This is a genomic window from Pseudomonas cerasi, from assembly GCF_900074915.1.
Lineage (GTDB): Bacteria > Pseudomonadota > Gammaproteobacteria > Pseudomonadales > Pseudomonadaceae > Aquipseudomonas > Aquipseudomonas cerasi.
On the sequence record NZ_LT222319.1, the window covers coordinates 2,695,578 to 2,713,435 of the forward strand.

A 17,858-nucleotide genomic window follows, 5' to 3' on the forward strand; every position below is an offset into this window, starting at 1 on the left:
ATGGCTCGTTTCTTCATTGATCGGCCCATCTTCGCCTGGGTCATTGCCATCTGCATCATGTTTGCAGGTGGGCTGTCCATCAGCCAGCTGCCACTTGAGCAATACCCCAATATCGCGCCGCCGACGGTAAAGATCTCCGCCACTTACACTGGCGCATCGGCCAAGACCGTCGAAGACTCTGTCACACAGGTCATCGAGCAGCAGATGAAGGGGCTGGACCGGCTGACTTATATGTCCGCCTCCAGCAGCTCTGCGGGCAGTGCGAGCATCAGCCTGACCTTCGCCGCCGGCACCGACCCTGATGTGGCGCAGATGCAGGTGCAGAACAAGCTGCAGCAGGCTGAATCGCGCCTGCCGCAAAGCGTGCAGAGCGAAGGCTTGACGGTGACCAAGGGCAGTTCCGACTTCCTTATGCTGGTCGCCCTGGCCTCCGATAACGAAAGCGTCACCGGCACGCAGATCGGTGATTACATTTCCAGCACGCTGCTCGATCAACTAAGCCGTGTGGATGGCGTCGGCGACGTTCAGACCCTGGGGTCGGGGTACGCGATGCGGATCTGGCTGGACCCGGCGAAGATGGAAAAGTACTCACTGATGCCCTCCGACATCAGCTCGGCCCTGGAGGCGCAGAACACGGAGGTCTCGGCAGGCCAGTTGGGGGCCTTGCCGGCGGTGGAAGGTCAGCAACTGAATGCGACCATCAGTGCCCGTAGCAAGCTGCAGACGCCCGAGCAGTTCGAGAACGTGGTCGTCAAATCTTCCAGTGACGGCGCTGTTGTGCTCTTGCGCGATGTGGCGCGAGTGGAGTTGGGCAGCGAGAGCTATGACATCAACTCAGCGCTCAATGGCAGGCCTGCGGCGGCGATGGGTATTCAGCTGGCGTCAGGCGCAAACGCGCTGAGCGTTGGTGAAGCGATCAAGGCCAAACTCAAGGAACTCGAACCGTTCTACCCCGCGCAAATGCAACTGAAAACAGTCATTGCCTATGACACCACGCCATTCGTGAGCCTGTCGATCAAGGAGGTGGTGAAGTCGCTGGGTGAGGCGATCGCGCTGGTGGTGCTGATCATGTTTCTGTTCATGCAGAACCTGCGTGCCACGCTGATTCCGGCGATTACCGTGCCGGTGGTGCTGCTGGGCACGTTCGGCGTGCTGGCGCTGTTCGGCTATTCGATCAACACGCTGACCATGTTCGCGATGGTCCTGGCCATCGGCCTGCTGGTAGACGATGCCATTGTGGTGGTGGAAAACGTCGAGCGGGTGATGGGCGAAGAACACCTGAGCCCGCTGGAGGCGACCCGCAAATCAATGGATGAAATTACCAGCGCGCTGATCGGTATTGCGCTGGTGCTGAGCGCCGTGTTCATTCCGATGGCCTTTTTCAGCGGTTCCACCGGGATTATCTACCGGCAGTTTTCGGTGACCATCGTTTCGGCCATGCTGCTCTCGGTACTGGTTGCAATGACCCTGACGCCAGCGTTGTGCGCAACGATGCTCAAAGCCTCGGATGCGCAACTGCACGCACAGCGCGGTGGCTTTTTCGGCTGGTTCAACCGCACGTTCGACCGCAGCGCCGATCGCTATCAGCGAGGCGTGGGCGGAGTCATCGAACATCGTGGACGGGGCCTGCTGGTGTATGCGCTGGTGCTGGTGGTCATGGCGGTGGGTTACGTCAGTCTGCCCACCTCGTTCCTGCCGGATGAAGACCAGGGCGCGCTGATGGCGCAGATCCAGCTGCCGGTGGGTGCTACCGACAGCCGTACACAGGCGGTGATGCGGCAGTTCGAGGCTTACATGCTCAAACAGCCGGAGGTCGAGGCGTTGATCAGTATTTCCGGGCTGGGGATGGGCGGTAACAGTCAGAACACCGCCAGGGCGTTTATCAAGCTCAAGGACTGGAGCGAGCGTTCCGGCAAGGAGCAGGGTGCGGCGCAGGTGGCACAGCGCGCGACGCTGGCCCTGGCGAGCATCGGTGACGCCAGCGTGTTTGTCATGCAGCCGCCTGCGGTACGTGGCCTGGGGCAGAGTTCGGGGTTCGATGTGCAACTCAAGGACCTCGGCGGAGTGGGGCATGAGGCACTGGTGGCGGCACGCGAGCAGTTTATCGAGCTGGCGAGAAAGGACTCGAGCATGCTGGGCGTGCGCAGCAACGGCCTGGACGACACTCCGCAGCTGAAAGTGACCATCGACGATCGCAAGGCCGGAGCGCTGAGCCTGTCCACCAGCGACATCAACTCGACCCTGTCCACTGCGCTGGGCGGCAGCTACATCAATGACTTCCTCAATCAGGGGCGAGTGAAGAAAGTCTACGTGCAGGGCGAGGCTGCTTCGCGTATGCAATCAGCCGATCTGGACCATTGGTTCGTGCGCAACAGCAATGACGAAATGGTCCCGTTCTCGTCGTTCGCCAGCAGCAGCTGGAGCTATGGTTCGCCGTTGCTGGAGCGTTACAACGGCAGCTCGTCACTTGAAGTGGTGGGCGATCCTGCGCCAGGTGTCAGCTCGGGTACCGCGATGGATGCGGTTGAGGCCATCATCAAGCAACTTCCCGAAGGCATCGGGTACGAGTGGACCGGGCAGTCCTATCAACTACGCCTGTCCGGCTCCCAGGCGCCGATGCTCTATGCCATTTCAGTGCTGTTCGTGTTTCTCTGCCTGGCAGCCCTGTACGAGAGCTGGTCGGTGCCGTTCTCGGTCATGCTCGTGGTGCCGCTGGGTGTGGTCGGCGCGGTACTGGCGACACGGATCAGTGGCTTGAGCAATGACGTGTACTTTCAGGTGGGCTTGCTGACCACCGTGGGCCTGGCGGCGAAAAACGCGATTCTGATCGTCGAGTTCGCCAAACATCTTCAGGAACAGGGCAAAAGCCTGCATGAAGCGACCCTTCTTGCCGCCCGGCAACGACTGCGTCCGATTCTGATGACTTCGCTGGCGTTCATGTTCGGTGTGCTGCCGCTGGCCCTCAGCAGCGGTGCAGGCTCTGCCGGGCGTAACGCGATCGGCACGGGCGTACTGGGTGGCATGTTCAGCGCCACCGTGCTGGGGATTTTTCTGGTGCCGCTGTTCTTCGTGGAAGTGCGTCGCCGCTTCAGTCGTTCGTCAGGCACTGCTTCGGCGGCTCAACCCACATCTACAGGTGAAGCATGATGCGTCTTTTCTGGCCTTCGCTGGCTGTCACGGCGCTGCTTGCGGGCTGCGTCAACCTGGCCCCGGATTACCAGCGCCCTGAAGCGCCGGTTTCAAGCCAATGGCTGCCAGCGACGGCTGCCCAACCGGCTGCGTCGGGCAGCGTGCCCACGGATATCGAATGGCAGAATTTTTTCATCGATAACCGCCTGGTGCGCCTGCAGAACCTGGCGCTGGTGAATAACCGCGACCTGCGCCTGGCCAGCCTCAACGTCGAGAAAGCGCAGGCGCAATATCGCATCGAACGGGCGGCGAGCCTGCCGACGATTGATGCCAGTGGCAGCGGCACGCATACGCGCACGCCGTCATCGACCTCGATGACCGGAAAGTCGTCGATCAGCCATGAGTACAGCGCGCAGCTGGGCTTGAGCAGCTATGAACTGGATGTGTTCGGGCGTATCCAGAACCTTCAGGACGAAGCGCTCGAGGATTACCTGGCCTTGACCGAAACCCGGCGCAGCATGCAAATCAGCCTGATCGCCGAAGTGGCGACCGGCTGGCTGACCCTGGCCGCCGACAACCAGCTTCTGAAACTTGCCGAAGATACGCTGGCCAGCCAGCAGAAAAGCTACGACCTGACCAAAAACAGTCATGCGCTGGGCGGTTCTTCGGGGCTGGAAGTGGCCCAGGCGCAGACAACGGTCGAATCGGCGAGGGGCGATGTGGCGCAATATAAAAGCCAGATTCTTCAGGACCGCAACGCCTTGCGCCTGCTGGTCGGCAGCGACCTGCCGGAGGAGCTGCTGCCCAACGCCGACATGCAGTCGGTGGCGCAATTGGTGCAGGTGCCGGATGGCCTGCCTTCCAGCCTCCTGCAGCGTCGCCCGGACGTGCTAAGTGCCGAACACACACTCAAAGCCGCGAACATTGATATCGGTGCCGCGCGTGCGGCGTTCTTCCCCAGTATCACCCTGACTGCCAGTGCAGGCTCTTCCAGCACCAGCCTGTCAGGTCTGTTCAAGTCCGGAACCGGCGCGTGGAGCTTTGCGCCAAGTATCAGCGTGCCGATTTTCGACGGCGGCGCCAATCGGGCCACGCTTGACTCGGCCAAGGTCGAGAACCAGATCCAGATTCAGACCTATCAGCAGACGATCCAGACCGCATTCAAGGAAGTGGCCGATGCCTTGGCGGTGCGCAGCACGCTGGATGAGCGGCTTGCCGCGCAGCAGGCCTACACCGATGCCAGCCGCAGAAGCTACGAACTGGCCGACGCCCTATACCGCGGCGGATCGCAGAGTTATCTGGAGGCACTCGAGTCGCAACGCTCGCTGTACAGTGCCGAGCAGGACCTGATTTCCCTGCGCCTGACAGAGCAGAGCAACCGCGTCACGCTCTACAAGGTCATGGGCGGCGGATGGAATCGGTGATGGTTTTTTCCACTAGCCTTTGAATAATCGCCAGGCTTGAACGTTTTACCCTTGCCCACAGTGCGGCCATTTGCAGGTTCGCACTGTGGTTTTGATCCTTCATGAACAGGAGTTCTCATGAAACCCTCCCAGCCGAAGTACGCCCACGCCTTGTTGCTGCTGGTCACTTCACTCAGCATTCAGACGCCGGCTCTGGCCCGTATGGCATCCTCGGCGACCGCCGACAACGTGGCCCGGCTTGCAGTGGTCAAACCGATCAGCAGTTGTGCTGCACTGAGCAGCGTGGAACTCAGTGACATCGGCGGGCAGGGCAGTCGTGTGCTGGCGGCCAGTGAATCGACGCGTGACGGTGTTGCGGTGTGTGCGGTGGAAGGCCAACTGGCGCCGGAGATCAATTTCAGGCTTGAGCTGCCAACCGGGACTTGGGAGCAGCGCTACCTGCAAGTCGGCTGCGGCGGATTGTGCGGCAACGTCAACTCGACCGTGCGTGCCGCTGATGGCTGCACATCCCTGAATGCCGGCGCCTTTGCGGTGGCTTCCACTGACATGGGCCATCAGGCGGCAGACGAGCATTTTGGTGATGACCCGCAAAAACGCGCCGATTTTGCCCATCGTGGTGTGCACCTCACTGCGCTGGCCTCGAAGAAACTGATCGCCGCGTTCTATGGTCGCAAAGCAGAATACGCCTACTTCAGTGGATGCTCGGACGGCGGTCGCGAGGCGTTGATCGAAGCACAGCGTTACCCGGACGATTTCGACGGCATCATTGCCGGAGCCCCGGCGCTCAACTTTCAAGTGCAGAAAACCCTGTATCACGGCTGGATGGCGCGCTCCAACCGAGGGGCAGACGGCAAGCCTATCCTGCTCGCCTCACGACTGCCGTTGCTGCACAAGGCCGTACTTGACCAATGCGATGTGCTGGACGGACAGATTGACGGCCTGATAGCGGATCCGCGTATCTGCCACTTCGATCCCGCCGCGCTGCAATGCAAGGCGTCGGCTGACCCCGCCACGTGCCTGAGCGCAGAGGAGGTGGCCACGGTCAGACGCTTTTACGAAGGTCCGAAAGACGCTGCCAGTGGTGAGCGACTGACCCTGGGCGGCCCGCAGCCGGGTTCGGAATTGGCTTGGGCCGGCGTGTTCGTGCCGGTTAGCGCCGATCAGACGGTATACAGTGAAAAGGCCGCGCTGGAGGCTATTCGCAACGTCGTGTTTGAGAAGAACCCACCGGCAAGTTTCGATTTGAATGCGCTGAACTTCGACGAGAAAACCTTTGATCAACTGCGCCCGTTGCATGCGCTGTACGACTCCACCAACCCCGATCTCTCGCCATTCGCCAGCCACGGCGGCAAGCTGATCCTGTGGCACGGCTGGGCCGACCCGAACGTCTCACCGCTCAACACCCTGGCGTACCACGAGGCGCTTGAAGCACAGATGGGCAAGAGCCGCACCGAGGCATTCTCGAGGCTGTACATGCTGCCCGGCGTTTATCACTGCGGCGGCGGGGAAGGGCCAAGCCTGGTCGATCTGCTGACGCCGATCATGGCCTGGGTCGAAAAAAGCCGGGCCCCGGACGCCATCGTTGTCCGACAGGCAGGCCCCGAAAAGGCCGGCAACAGGCAGAGGCCGCTGGCACAGTCGCTGCCGGCGTCCATGGTCAAGGAAAACGTGGGCAATCGCGGGCCTACCCGCAAGGTCTTCCCGTACCCGTTCATGGCCGAGTACGACCACAAGGGCTACGCGAAAAACGCAAACAGCTACCAGCGCGCCCAGCCGCTGACCACGGAAAAAACACCACAATGGATGGGCAGCGGGTTCTTCAAACCGTATACGCCTCTGGAACGTCAGGCGCAGTAGCGGTTGCCCCGGTACAGTGTGGGCGAATTATTTTCTCCTCGTTCTTGACATGGCATGCGAACCAGTACAGAATTGCGTCCATTCCTGAGCGAGGAATTGAAAAAAACCCTTTAGATTCAATGGGTTGGAAGCCAAAGAAATACAGGTTTCCCGCGAAATCAAAACACGTTTGATGTTCAAGTGAAGCATCTTTCGTTTGAGGCCGAGTAGCAAAATGGTTATGCAGCGGATTGCAAATCCGCCTACGCCGGTTCGATTCCGACCTCGGCCTCCACTATTCAAAGCCCCGCAGATTAACGTCTGCGGGGTTTTTTATTGGGCGCAGATTTGTATTTTTTCCATCTGATCAGGACAACTCCGGGACACTGAAATCATTCATAGGCACCGCGCTCAGCCAGCAAACAAAAGGGCTGGCTCATACACGATTGGAAAGTGGCGTGAGTTGCTTGAGTGGTCTATTAATTTCATGTGTGTCTTAACGAGGGCTCAGCCTTGGTCGGTAGAATTTCTGATTCCGAACTTCATGAAATGCGGATTCGCAAGTTGCAGAACGACATCGCCGACTCAGAGCGCCTCGGGATGCCGGTGAAATTCATGCACCTGTCCGCGTTGACATCCACCAGTCGGGAGCATCATATCGAACGACATGGCGAGTTGTTCACGGGGCAGCAGATGCTCGATTGGTGGGCGGAAGGGGATAATCGGGTGCGCTGTCGATGCGCATGCACCCCGATACTTCTGGACAGGCAGGGAAGGCCAATGACGCCTGACCTGATAGCCAATGCCAAAATGGAGTTGAAGAACTTCAAGGATTCCTGAGCTTTCGTTTGATGCTTTTTGCGCAATTGAGGCGTTTCTGCAGATCCGATTCCCACCTGTGCTCCCACCATTCAAAACGCCGCAGATTAACGTCTGCGGGTTTTTTATCGGGCGCGATGAAAGTGATGGGTTCCGAAAGCCGAGCTCAGCCGCTATTTAAAGCGGCTTGCGTTGATATAACCGTATTGGTTTTGCTGATAAATCGTGTAAGGCAGGAGCAATGTATCGACGATGCCTGATAAGCCCATGTCCAGTAAAACCCACTCGGGCGCATTGGTCTTCTGATAAGCGCTACTCTGTTTGGGCTCGGCGTTCAGTTCACAGAAATCGAGCATGACCCCGCTGTAAACGCGCGGAATGGAGGAGCAATTTGATTTCCAGTCAGTGAGCTTTTCACCTGCGACGGAATCGGGTCTGAACGTAGTGTTGATCGTTCCGCACCCCGTCAAGGCAAGTGCCAGCAGTAGCATGCCATGGGTTTTCAGATGAAACCTGCCTGACGGTTTTTGCTTTACGAAACTCGGCTTCATAATAACGCTCCTTGTATTTTCGATGCGTTTAGGACAGCAACTCAGTCGCGCGAGGCACATACTCTGCACTGCCGCGTGACCGGTGCGCAGTTCTTCCATACAGATGCCCTGAAGACATACAGCACGATTATTGCTTGGCAAGGCTATCCAGCCTGTCAGGCTCAATCGAGGTAAGTCCCATGAGCAAACCCCTTGTCCGCTGGCCGATCATTCCGCGCAGAACGGCGGTCATCGTTGTAGACATGCAAAAGGTCTTTTGTGAGCCCACCGGGGCGTTGTACGTAAAAAGTACTGCGGGCATCGTCCAGCCCATTCAGATGCTGCTGCAAACCGCACGGGCTGCGCAGGTGACGGTGGTTTATCTTCGCCATATCGTGCGCGGCGATGGTTCTGATACCGGGCGTATGCGTGATCTTTATCCGAATGTGGACCAGATACTGGCACGGCATGATCCGGACGTTGAGGTCATCGAAGCGCTAGCGCCTCGGTCGGGTGATGTGATTGTCTGTCACCGCCACTGTAAAAATGACCCCCTAACGCCAACCTAGAATTGACCCCCCTGGGTAAAACTGGCGGCTTTGAGCTGCCAATATGTTGACCCAGGAGCAGTCTGTGGAAATTAAAGTGTTGGCCCGTCAGGGCCATGGCATCAAATTCATCGCCCGTGAGCTGGGTATTTCGCGTAACACCGTGCGCAAGTACCTGCGAAAGGCCCGGTCGCTACCCAGTGACAAGGTGAGACCCGCACGTCCGTGCAAAATCGACCCCTTCAAGGACTACCTGCACGAGCGTATTGAGGCGGCGCGCCCACACTGGATTCCGGCGACCGTCCTGCTGCGTGAGATCACGGCATTGGGGTACAGCGGCGGCGTCAGTCGTCTGAAGGCTTATATTCGCCCCTTCAAACGTAAGGCAGAAGAGCCGGTGGTACGTTTCGAGACACTGCCCGGCAAGCAGATACAGGTGGACTTCACCACCATTCGACGAGGCCGTCAGCCGCTTAAGGCGTTCGTGGCGACACTTGGTTTTAGTCGAGCAAGCTTTGTCCGTTTCTCCGAGCGAGAGGACAGCGAAGCCTGGCTGACAGGGCTTCGGGAGGCGTTCGCTTACTTTGGCGGCGTGCCCGAGCAGGCATTGTTTGATAACGCCGGAACCATCATCACCGAGCGAGATGCTTTTGGGGAGGGCCAGCACCGTTGGCATCCCCGATTGGCTGCGCTGGCCGATGAGTTTGGTTTTATTCCCAAGGTCTGCCGCCCTTACCGTGCCCAGACCAAGGGCAAGGTTGAGCGCTTCAACGGGTATCTGAAGGGCAGTTTCATTACCCCGTTGGCCGCTACGCTCAAGAGTGCGGGTCTGACGCTGGATGTGGTGACGGCCAACGCACATATCGGCCAATGGCTCGACGAAGTCGCTCATCAGCGGATTCACGGCACGACGGGTGTTCAACCGGCGGTACGTCTGGCCCAAGAGCAGCAGGTACTATTACCACTGCCAACACAGAGCCTGCGCCCACAACCCGCCCAAGGCCTACGCCTGGGACGGGTCCTGCCGTACGAGAGCTTGCAGCATCCGCTGTCGGTTTATGAGCAACTGCTGGAGGTGAGAGCATGAACCTTCAACATGCTCGCCTGACAGAACTATGCAAGGGGCTAAAGCTTGAGCGCGTCGGGGTGGACTGGCCGCACCTGGCCCAACAAGCAGCAAGCGGCGAAGACAGCTTTGCCGACTTCCTCGAAAAGCTGCTGGCTGCCGAGACCGATGCCCGAAGTGAACGCTCTCGACAGGCCCTGCTGAAAACTGCCGCGCTGCCCGCTGTGAAAACGCTGGAGCAATACGACTTCGCGTTTGCCACCGGCGTCCCCCGGGCACAGCTCCAGGAGCTGGCAGCACTGAGTTTTGTTGGACGTGCCGAGAACATCGTGTTCCTGGGGCCTAGTGGTGTAGGCAAGAGCCACCTGGCTATCGCCCTGGCCTACCGGGCAGTGATGGCCGGTATCAAAACCCGCTTCGTCACGGCGGCTGACTTGATGCTGCAACTGACCGCTGCGCACCGCCAGGAACGGCTCAAGGAATACTTCAGTCGTGTGGTGATGGCCCCTGGGTTGTTGGTCATCGATGAAATCGGCTACCTGCCGTTTGGTCGTGATGAAGCCAACCTGTTCTTCAATGTTGTCGCCAAGCGCTACGAGCAAGGCAGCCTGATCCTCACGAGTAACTTGCCGTTTACCCAGTGGGCCGGAACCTTTGCGGATGATCAAACACTGACAGCGGCCATGCTGGACAGGCTGTTACATCATGCCCATATCGTGCAGATGACAGGTGAAAGCTATCGACTCAAGGACAAGCGCAAAGCAGGAACCAAATCTTCTCGGGCCGAACCGGCTCGAAAATATGAACCCGAGGGGGGTCAAAACTAAGTTGGCGATTTAGCACGGAAGGGGGTCACTTTTTAGTTGGCGTTGACAATTGTCGACAAGCTGTTTTACAGCGGCTTTCATAACACGGACCTGGACACCGTGCTGCGTGCGCGGGATGTAGACACCATCATCGTCTGCGGTACGGTCACCAATGTGTGTTGTGAAACCACGATCAGGGACGGGGTGCATCGAGAATACAAAGTCATCGCCCTGAGCGACGCCAACGCTGCAATGGACTACCCGGATGTCGGGTTCGGCGCTGTTTCAGCCGAAGAGGTACAGCGAATATCGCTGACGACGATTGCCTATGAGTTTGGCGAAGTGACAACGACTGCCGACGTCATCCAGCGCATTGAAAGCGCCTGAAAACAGCGGGTCGAATGTGCGCAATTCTGGCCCGTTTTTCAGATCTGTGCATTCGAACCATGCGTTCTGTTTCAGACCGTTTGATCCGGTTTTAACGGTCGAACCAGCTAACTGCTTGTATGAGCGATGAATTCTTCCAGTGGCATGCTTTCTGCCCTTGCCTCGCTGACCTTCACCCTTGTTGGTGAGCCTTTCCAGCAGCGTGTCAGCGAGAGGAAACAGCCGTATGACTCTGCAATATGTGCCCATTATCAACCTGGCCCCCTATTTCTCAGAAGACCCGGACGGTAAGGCTGCCGTAGCCAAGGCAGTCAATCAGGCGTGCAGGGACATCGGGTTTCTGGTCATTACCGAGCATCAGATTCCCGGAGAGCTTATCGACAGGGTCTCGCGTTTGACCCGCCGATTCTTTGATTTGCCGCTGTCGGAAAAGCGCAAGGTAGATCGGCCCAGCCCGGAGATGGTGCGGGGTTACAGTGCGGTGGCCGAGGAGAGCCTTTCCTATTCTCTGGAGGAAAGTGCGCCGGGGGATCTCAAGGAGTCTTTCTCAATCGGGCCGAGCGATGTGCCGGATGAAGATTATTATCACAATGCCCAGGCCGGCTCGCACTTCGCACCGAATGTCTGGCCTGCGCAAAACCTGCTGCCCGGATTCAAGGAGGCTTATCAGGCCTATTTCGATGCCATGAGCGAATTGGCTCAATCGCTGATGCGCCTGTTTGCCCTGGCATTGGAGCTGGATGAATGTTTTTTCGATGACAAGATCGACCGGCATATCAGCATGTTCCGCAGCCTGAGTTATCCGGATATCAAGACCGAAGTCGAGGCTGGTCAATTACGCGCGAGTGCGCATACCGACTACGGCAGCCTGACCATCGTGCGCCCCGATAACGCGCTGGGCGGCTTGCAAGTACGTAATCGTCAAGGCGAGTGGGTCGATGTGCCGTATGTCGAGAATGGTTTTGTGGTCAACATTGGCGACCTGATGATGCAGTGGACCAACGACCAGTGGATTTCCACGCTGCATCGAGTGGTCAACCCGCCGATGACCAGCGAGCAGGACAACCGTCGACAGTCTCTGGTGTTCTTCCATCAACCCAACTACGACACGTTAATTCAATGCCTGCCAGGCTGCCTGCAGTCTGGCGCCACGCCTCGGCATGCGCCGGTGACATCAGGCGATCATTTGCTGTCCAAGTTCGTCAAGCAGACCACTTTTGGCGGCAGCAAGGTGGCCTGATATGAACTCACTGTCTTACGTCAACGTGTTCGCGCAGGACATCGTCCGCCTGAGCACGTTCTACTCGAACCTGTTCGGCTTTCGCGAAATCGAGGCCATCAGGTCACCAATCTTTCGCGGGCTGGATACCGGCAAGTCCTGCATTGGTTTCAACGCACTGGATGCGTACGAGCTGCTTGGCCTGGAAGCATTTGCAGGCAGCACGGGGTGTAGGTTTTTGCTGAACATCGACGTGTCCGACCAAGCAGAGGTGGACCGACTGGTGCCGCTGGCAGTGGCGCAGGGCGCGAAACTGATCAAGGAACCGTACCTGACCTATTACAACTGGTATCAGGCCGTGCTGCTGGACCCTGAGCAGAACGTCTTTCGCATAAACGTGATGCTCTGAAACGCTGCTGCCGAGTATGGAGTGGCGAGCGGGCCGGCTTGGTTAGCTTCCCGCACCCTTGGTTCAGGGTTTTACGGAAAAATCTACTCGCTGAACTGCTAGCTATTCCGTTCATGAAAGCAGGTCTTCAATTGTGCAACAGGCAAAGGATGCCTGATTCAATAATTGAGGATATGGACATGAGTACATCTGATAGCGCACAACCCAGACACGGTATGGTAACCAGTCCCGAATCCCGTGGTTCTTATGCCATATCCAAAGGGCTGTTGCTGGAGTGGGAGGTGGTCGCTATGGAAGGAGGCAAAAACTTTCCAGACGAGACATTTGGTCTTGCGCACGACTTCCCTGGCGTCGATGAGCCTATTAATCTCGATCCGCCTGCGCCAGCGCCGCCGCTTGCCAACCCTCCACCAGACGGACTCATACTGAGCGGGGGGCAAGATGATCGGCGTAAATGCTTGAACCTGACGGATGTCGGGATCATTGAGGAAATAACGCAAAAAGGTCATGGTACGGCTGAAAAGTGGCCTCGGTTGAGCGTTGCGGGTGGAGACGAGTTTGAAGTTAGATGGGCGTACCATGCCGTACATGTCACACGCGGCTACCGGTGGTTTATTACCAAAGACGGCTGGGATGAAAGCAAACCCATTAGCCGGGAGGCCTTCCAGGGAAAGAACTACGTCAGTGATAACCACTTCAAAGCGGACGGTCAAGACGGGTTGATGTGGAGCGATATCTCGCCGTTGAGTCCTTTTGATAAACACCGGGATGAGCTTCAGCCCGCAGAGATTACAAAAGCAACATTACCCAGCGATAAACACGGACATCATGTCATTCTTCTTGCTTGGATCGTCGCCGAAACCGATAAAGCATTTTATCAGGCGTTTGATGTTGATTTTGGTGAGTAAGGCTCATTCGGTCAGCAGTGCAAGCTCTGCGCCTTGATGACTCCTGGATCCGCTCTGTTTAAGATGTGGCCGCGTTCGGAGAGTGAGGCGACGGATGTGAAGGGTAGGGTGCAAGCGTCCAGCGACGTATTACCCCCGCTTATACTACAAGGCCTGCGCAGAGAAGAAATTGATGATCAGAAGGCCCGGCCTCAGCGCCGGGCTTTTTTTGCATCATGAAAAGGCTTAAAACAACCCACGTTTTTTATGTGGAGTTTCCAGTGTGGGTCGACTTTTAGAACGATTGCTTGCCCTTGCCTTGTTTATGCCGCTGATGTTCGCAGGTGCGTGGCTGGTGTTCGAGATTCCTGGACTAGATCACGACACACGGACAATATTTTTCCTTGGCTGGATGATCGCGATGGCATTTGTTGTCGATCGAATCTGCACAAGTGTATTCAGGGAAAAGTAGACATTAGAGCCGGGATCTACATGACCGTGCCTGGTATCTGCTATTGCCTCGAAATCTCGCTGAATGGAACCACGGTGGCGATGAACTTTTTTGGCGTACTTGACGTACGTGGAGTGACCCCTAATCGCGGTGAGGGCGTGCAGTGCTTGAGTGCTTCAGATTTGGAGAGTGGTGTTCGTCGGCAGAGCGCCGGAAAAGGAGTTTTTTGGAGTTGCGGACCACGACTATTTTTCCGCACCAAAACAAAAAGGGCCTACCCAGCAAAATGCCCAGTAAGCCCTTCATATATGTGGTGCCCCGAGCCGGGGTCGAACCGGCACGTCCAAAGGACGAGGGATTTTAAGTCCCTTGCGTCTACCAATTTCGCCATCGGGGCGGTAGCGCCAAGAGCAGGGAATATATACACCCGGCCCCCATGAAGCAAGCTTGAAAGCGTCTCAAAGGGTGCAAGACGCTGCTTTTTTGTCTGTCAGAAATGCTTGGCAAATCATGAGGCTACGAAATTTTATTGCAGCAAAGGCTGATGCCGTGGTCGGGCGGCTCAGGCTTTGCTGTCTTTCACCACCGCATCGTTAACCACGGCCTCGGCCTTGTCAGCCAGTATTCGCAGGTAGCTTGCCAGGGCGACTTCTTCCAGGCGCAGGCCTTTGCGTTGTCGGGAGCGGGGGAGTTTGGCCAGGTTGCCGAGCAGGAAGCCCTCCAGAACCGCAGGGTGGATGTAGCATTTTCGGCAGATAGCGGGGGTATTGCCCAGTTGTTTCGAGACTGCCTTGACCATGTCGACGATGTGCCGTTTGGCGTCGGCTTCTGGCTCCCAGTGCAGTTTTTGCAGCGTTGCCAGCGCCAGCGCGCTGGCCGCCCAGGTTCGGTAGTCCTTGGCCGTGAAGTCCGAGCCGGTGAGGCTTTGCAGGTAGGCATTGATATCGGATGAGGTCACTGCGTGGCGCACGCCGTCTTCGTCCAGGTACTGGAAGAGGTTTTGTCCGGGCAGCTCCATGCAGCGCTTGATCACGTTGGCCAGACGCCGATCCTTGACGCTGACCTTGTGCTCGACGCCGCTCTTGCCGCGGAATTCGAAGAGGATCTGACCGCCTTTGACCTCGACGTGTTTATTGCGCAGGGTGGTCAGGCCGTACGAACGGTTTTCCTTGGCGTACTGGCTGTTGCCGATGCGGATCAGAGTGGCGTCCAGCAATGAAATGACCGTCGCCATGACTTTTTCCCGGTCCATGCCTGGCTGGGCGAGCTGTGCTTCGATCTGCTTGCGCACTTTGGGCAGCGCATGGCCGAACTCGATCAGCCGCGAGTATTTGTCCTGATCACGTATTTCGCGCCAGCGCGGGTGGTAGCGATACTGTTTGCGCCCGCGGGCGTCGCGGCCAGTGGCTTGCAGGTGACCCAACGGGTCGGCACAGATCCACACCTCGGTGTAGGCGGGCGGCACTGCCAGAGCGTTGATGCGCTTGATCTCCGACTCGTCCTTGATGCGCTGACCGTTAGTGTCGAAGTACGCGAATTTGCCGCGCAGTACCTTGCGTGTAAGGCCCGGTTGAGTGTCGTCTACGTAATGCAGTTCACTGGCGGGCTGGCTGATGGCAGTCGAGTCAGGCATGGCTAAGTTCCAAAGGCAGTTAAAAACACTGACCTCGGCCTTTTACGGTGGTGCCGTTTATTTGCTGCGTGGCGGTTTTTTTCGAAAGGTCAGGCCAGCACCGCGACCGCCTTGATCTGCGCCCAGAGTGACTGGCCTCTGTGCAGGTTCAGTTGGTCGCTGGAATAGCGAGTGATGCGCGCGAGCAGCGGCGTGCCGCCCGCGTCCAGTTTGACCAGGACGTGCGCCGAATTATCGGCCAGCGCTTCCTCGATCACCGTGACCGGCAAGCGGTTGAGGATGCTGCTCTGGTAATCGGGTTGCAGGTTGAGGCTGACGTCCCGGGCCTGCACCTTGATGCGCAGCAGGGTGCCGACCTGCATCTGCACGTGGGCGACGCGCATGCTCAGTTTGCTGTCGGGCAGCGTCACGGTGAGCAACTGGTAATAGTGATCATAGGCGCTGACCGTGCCTTCGATGACCACCCCCGCATCACTGCCCATCGCCAGAGGCAGGTCCAGCCGCGCCAGGGTTTCGTGGATCGGACCGCTGGCCAGCACGTTGCCTGCGTCGAGCAGCACCAGGTGGTCCGCCAGGCGTGCGACTTCATCCTGAGCGTGGCTGACGTACAGCATGGGGATGTCCAGCTCCCGGTGCAGGCGCTCCAGGTACGGCAGAATTTCACTTTTGCGCCGGGTGTCCAGCGCCGCCAGCGGCTCATCGAGCAGCATCAGCCGCGGGCTGGTCAGCAGCGCGCGTGCGATGCCTACGCGCTGGCGCTCGCCACCGGACAGCTTGGCCGGGCTGCGTTCTAGCAGATGATCAATGCCGAGCAATTCGCTGGCCTGCGGCAGTTGAATGCGGCGCTGCTGGCGCGGGATACGTTTCATCCCGAACTCCAGATTGTCCCGTACCGACAGATGCGGGAACAGGCTGGCTTCCTGAAACACGTAGCCGATCGCCCGCTTGTGCGGAGCCAGGAAAATACCTTTTTCAGTGTCCTGCCAGACTTCATCGTGAACGCGGATGAAGCCCTGATCGGCTTTTTCCAGACCGGCGATGCAGCGCAGGCAAGTCGTCTTGCCCGAGCCGGAAGGCCCGAACAGCGCGGTAATGCCCGAACCCGGCAGTCTCAGGTCGGTACGGACGGTGAAATCCGGGTAGGCCATTTGCAGGCGGACTTCTATCGGCGACGCCATGACTCAGCTCCATGCCGTTTTGGATTTGCCGCTGGAATACAACGCCAGCAGCACCAGAAAGGAAAAGACCAGCATCGCGCCGGCCAGCCAGTGCGCTTGCAGGTACTCCATGGATTCGACGTGATCGAAGATTTGCACTGACACCACACGGGTTTTCTCGGGAATGTTGCCGCCGATCATCAGCACCACACCGAACTCGCCGACCGTGTGCGCGAACCCGAGGATCGCCGCGGTGATAAACCCCGGCTTTGCCAGTGGCAGAATTACGTGGGAAAAAGTGTCCCAAGGGCCGGCCCGCAAGGTGGCTGCGACCTCCAGAGGGCGGGTGCCGATCGCTGCAAACGCGTTCTGCAGCGGCTGCACGACGAAAGGCATCGAGTACAGAACCGAGCCAATCACCAGCCCGGCAAAGCTGAAAGTCAGCGTGCCCATCCCCAAGCTTTGGGTAAGCTGACCCACCGCACCGTTAGGCCCGAGCAGCAGCAACAGGTAAAAACCGATAACGGTTGGCGGCAGCACCAGGGGCAGGGCGACCACTGCGCCAATCGGCCCCTTCAGCCATGAATCAGTGCGCGCCAGCCACAGCGCGATGGGCGTGCCGATGATCAGCAGGATAACGGTGGTCAGCGACGCCAGTTTCAGCGTCAGCCAGATCGCCGCGATGTCGGCACTCCCCAGCGGCATTTACAGCTGGTATCCGAAGGACTTGATGATCGCGGCGGCTTTCGGGCCCTTGAGGTACTCGACCAGCGCCTTGGCAGCGGCGCTGTCCTTGCCTTTGTTAAGGATGACCGCGTCCTGCTTGATCGGGTCATGCAGGTCATCCGGTACGATCCAGGCCGAGCCGCTGGTCAACTTGCCATCCTTGTACACCTGCGACAGGGCCACGAAACCCAGCTCGGCATTGCCGGTGGACACGAACTGGTAGGCCTGGGTAATGCTCTGACCTTCGACGATCTTGGCTTTGGTGGCTTCGGTCAGGCCCAGTTTGCTCAGCACCTGGGTTGCTGCCAGGCCGTAGGGAGCGGTTTTGGGGTTGGCGATGGACAAGTGTTGATACTGATTGGCCTTGAGCACCTGGCCCTTGCTGTCGACATAACCATCCTTGGCTGACCACAGCGCCAGCGTTCCGACCGCGTAGGTGAAACGCGACCCCTTGACGGTGTCGCCTTCCTGCTCGAGTTTTGCGGGTGTCGTGTCGTCAGCCGAGAGGAACACCTCGAACGGCGCGCCATTTTTGATCTGCGTATAGATCTGACCGGTAGCGCCAAACGCAGCGACCAGCTTGTGGCCGGTGTCCTTCTCGAAGTCAGTGGCTATCGCCTGGATCGGCGCGGTGAAGTTGGCCGCCACGGCGACCTGCACTTCGTCGGCAGATGCATGGGCTGCAGCAGAGGCGGCAAAGGCCAGCACGGAGAACTTGAGAATGGCGCGCAGCGTGGTCGTTCGCACGAAACAGCTCCTTGATGATGAAAACGCACGCCATCGAGATAAGGGCGTTTCGCTATATAGATAAATATATAGCGTCAGCCTGTT

At 58.2% G+C, this 17,858-nt stretch carries 15 protein-coding genes, 2 tRNA genes and 2 pseudogenes; 13 read left to right on the forward strand and 6 right to left on the reverse strand.

Annotated elements, in window-relative coordinates:
• The 5 genes from PCPL58_RS14695 (at position 1) to PCPL58_RS14715 (ending at position 7,229) form a co-directional block, all read left to right on the forward strand.
• A complete protein-coding gene (locus PCPL58_RS14695; protein WP_065349755.1) occupies positions 1 to 3,147 on the forward strand; it encodes an efflux RND transporter permease subunit in 3,147 nt (1,048 codons plus the stop codon).
• On the forward strand, positions 3,147 to 4,553 hold the full coding sequence (locus tag PCPL58_RS14700; protein ID WP_065349756.1) for an efflux transporter outer membrane subunit: 1,407 nt from the start codon (positions 3,147 to 3,149) through the stop codon (positions 4,551 to 4,553). The genes PCPL58_RS14695 and PCPL58_RS14700 overlap by 1 nt, the downstream gene beginning before the upstream one ends.
• Before the next feature lie 117 nt (positions 4,554 to 4,670).
• A complete protein-coding gene (locus tag PCPL58_RS14705) occupies positions 4,671 to 6,410 on the forward strand; it encodes a tannase/feruloyl esterase family alpha/beta hydrolase (protein ID WP_065349757.1) in 1,740 nt (579 codons plus the stop codon).
• 200 nt (positions 6,411 to 6,610) lie between these two features.
• Positions 6,611 to 6,684, forward strand: a tRNA-Cys gene (locus PCPL58_RS14710).
• Positions 6,685 to 6,938: 254 nt separating this feature from the next.
• Entirely contained in the window at positions 6,939 to 7,229 is a 291-nt protein-coding gene (locus PCPL58_RS14715; protein WP_044307997.1) for a hypothetical protein, read from the forward strand.
• Positions 7,230 to 7,381: 152 nt separating this feature from the next.
• Here PCPL58_RS14715 and PCPL58_RS14720 read toward each other — a convergent pair whose 3' ends face one another.
• A complete protein-coding gene (locus tag PCPL58_RS14720) occupies positions 7,382 to 7,759 on the reverse strand; it encodes a YceK/YidQ family lipoprotein (protein ID WP_065349758.1) in 378 nt (125 codons plus the stop codon).
• A 179-nt stretch (positions 7,760 to 7,938) separates the two neighbouring features.
• On the opposite strand from PCPL58_RS14720, the pseudogene PCPL58_RS14725 reads away from it, so the two are divergent.
• The 8 genes and pseudogenes from PCPL58_RS14725 to PCPL58_RS32435 form a co-directional block, all read left to right on the forward strand.
• A pseudogene (locus PCPL58_RS14725) lies at positions 7,939 to 8,265 on the forward strand (isochorismatase family protein); the annotation flags it as partial.
• A gap of 85 nt (positions 8,266 to 8,350) precedes the next feature.
• Positions 8,351 to 9,373 carry an IS21-like element ISPsy4 family transposase gene (istA, locus tag PCPL58_RS14730; protein WP_002551322.1) on the forward strand — a complete coding sequence of 341 codons (1,023 nt, stop codon included), beginning with the start codon at positions 8,351 to 8,353 and terminating at the stop codon, positions 9,371 to 9,373.
• A complete protein-coding gene (gene istB, locus PCPL58_RS14735) occupies positions 9,370 to 10,179 on the forward strand; it encodes an IS21-like element ISPsy4 family helper ATPase IstB (protein ID WP_005741073.1) in 810 nt (269 codons plus the stop codon). Before istA ends, istB begins: the two co-directional genes overlap by 4 nt.
• A 48-nt stretch (positions 10,180 to 10,227) precedes the next feature.
• Positions 10,228 to 10,545: pseudogene (locus tag PCPL58_RS14740) on the forward strand (cysteine hydrolase family protein); the annotation flags it as partial.
• Positions 10,546 to 10,771: 226 nt separating this feature from the next.
• Positions 10,772 to 11,785 carry an isopenicillin N synthase family dioxygenase gene (locus PCPL58_RS14745; protein WP_065349759.1) on the forward strand — a complete coding sequence of 338 codons (1,014 nt, stop codon included), beginning with the start codon at positions 10,772 to 10,774 and terminating at the stop codon, positions 11,783 to 11,785.
• Between the two features lies 1 nt (position 11,786).
• Positions 11,787 to 12,173, forward strand: a complete 387-nt coding sequence (locus tag PCPL58_RS14750) for a VOC family protein (RefSeq protein ID WP_003370733.1) — start codon at positions 11,787 to 11,789, stop codon at positions 12,171 to 12,173.
• 149 nt (positions 12,174 to 12,322) lie between these two features.
• Complete coding sequence (locus PCPL58_RS14755) at positions 12,323 to 13,081, forward strand: lytic polysaccharide monooxygenase auxiliary activity family 9 protein (protein WP_065349760.1); 759 nt, start codon at positions 12,323 to 12,325, stop codon at positions 13,079 to 13,081.
• A gap of 262 nt (positions 13,082 to 13,343) precedes the next feature.
• Positions 13,344 to 13,532, forward strand: coding sequence for a hypothetical protein (locus tag PCPL58_RS32435; RefSeq protein WP_044308001.1), 189 nt, complete (start codon positions 13,344 to 13,346; stop codon positions 13,530 to 13,532).
• A 290-nt stretch (positions 13,533 to 13,822) separates the two neighbouring features.
• On the opposite strand, the gene PCPL58_RS14765 is transcribed toward PCPL58_RS32435, so the two are convergent.
• From PCPL58_RS14765 to modA, 5 genes are all read right to left on the reverse strand, one after another.
• A tRNA-Leu gene (locus PCPL58_RS14765) sits at positions 13,823 to 13,908 on the reverse strand.
• A gap of 165 nt (positions 13,909 to 14,073) precedes the next feature.
• Positions 14,074 to 15,144: a DNA topoisomerase IB gene (locus tag PCPL58_RS14770; RefSeq protein WP_065349761.1), complete on the reverse strand. Its 1,071-nt coding sequence runs from the start codon at positions 15,142 to 15,144 to the stop codon at positions 14,074 to 14,076.
• Positions 15,145 to 15,233: 89 nt separating this feature from the next.
• On the reverse strand, positions 15,234 to 16,322 hold the full coding sequence (gene modC / locus PCPL58_RS14775; protein ID WP_065349762.1) for a molybdenum ABC transporter ATP-binding protein: 1,089 nt from the start codon (positions 16,320 to 16,322) through the stop codon (positions 15,234 to 15,236).
• A gap of 3 nt (positions 16,323 to 16,325) precedes the next feature.
• Complete coding sequence (gene modB / locus PCPL58_RS14780) at positions 16,326 to 17,006, reverse strand: molybdate ABC transporter permease subunit (RefSeq protein WP_065349763.1); 681 nt, start codon at positions 17,004 to 17,006, stop codon at positions 16,326 to 16,328.
• Entirely contained in the window at positions 17,007 to 17,774 is a 768-nt protein-coding gene (gene modA, locus PCPL58_RS14785; RefSeq protein ID WP_003370745.1) for a molybdate ABC transporter substrate-binding protein, read from the reverse strand.
• Positions 17,775 to 17,858 lie beyond the last annotated feature (84 nt).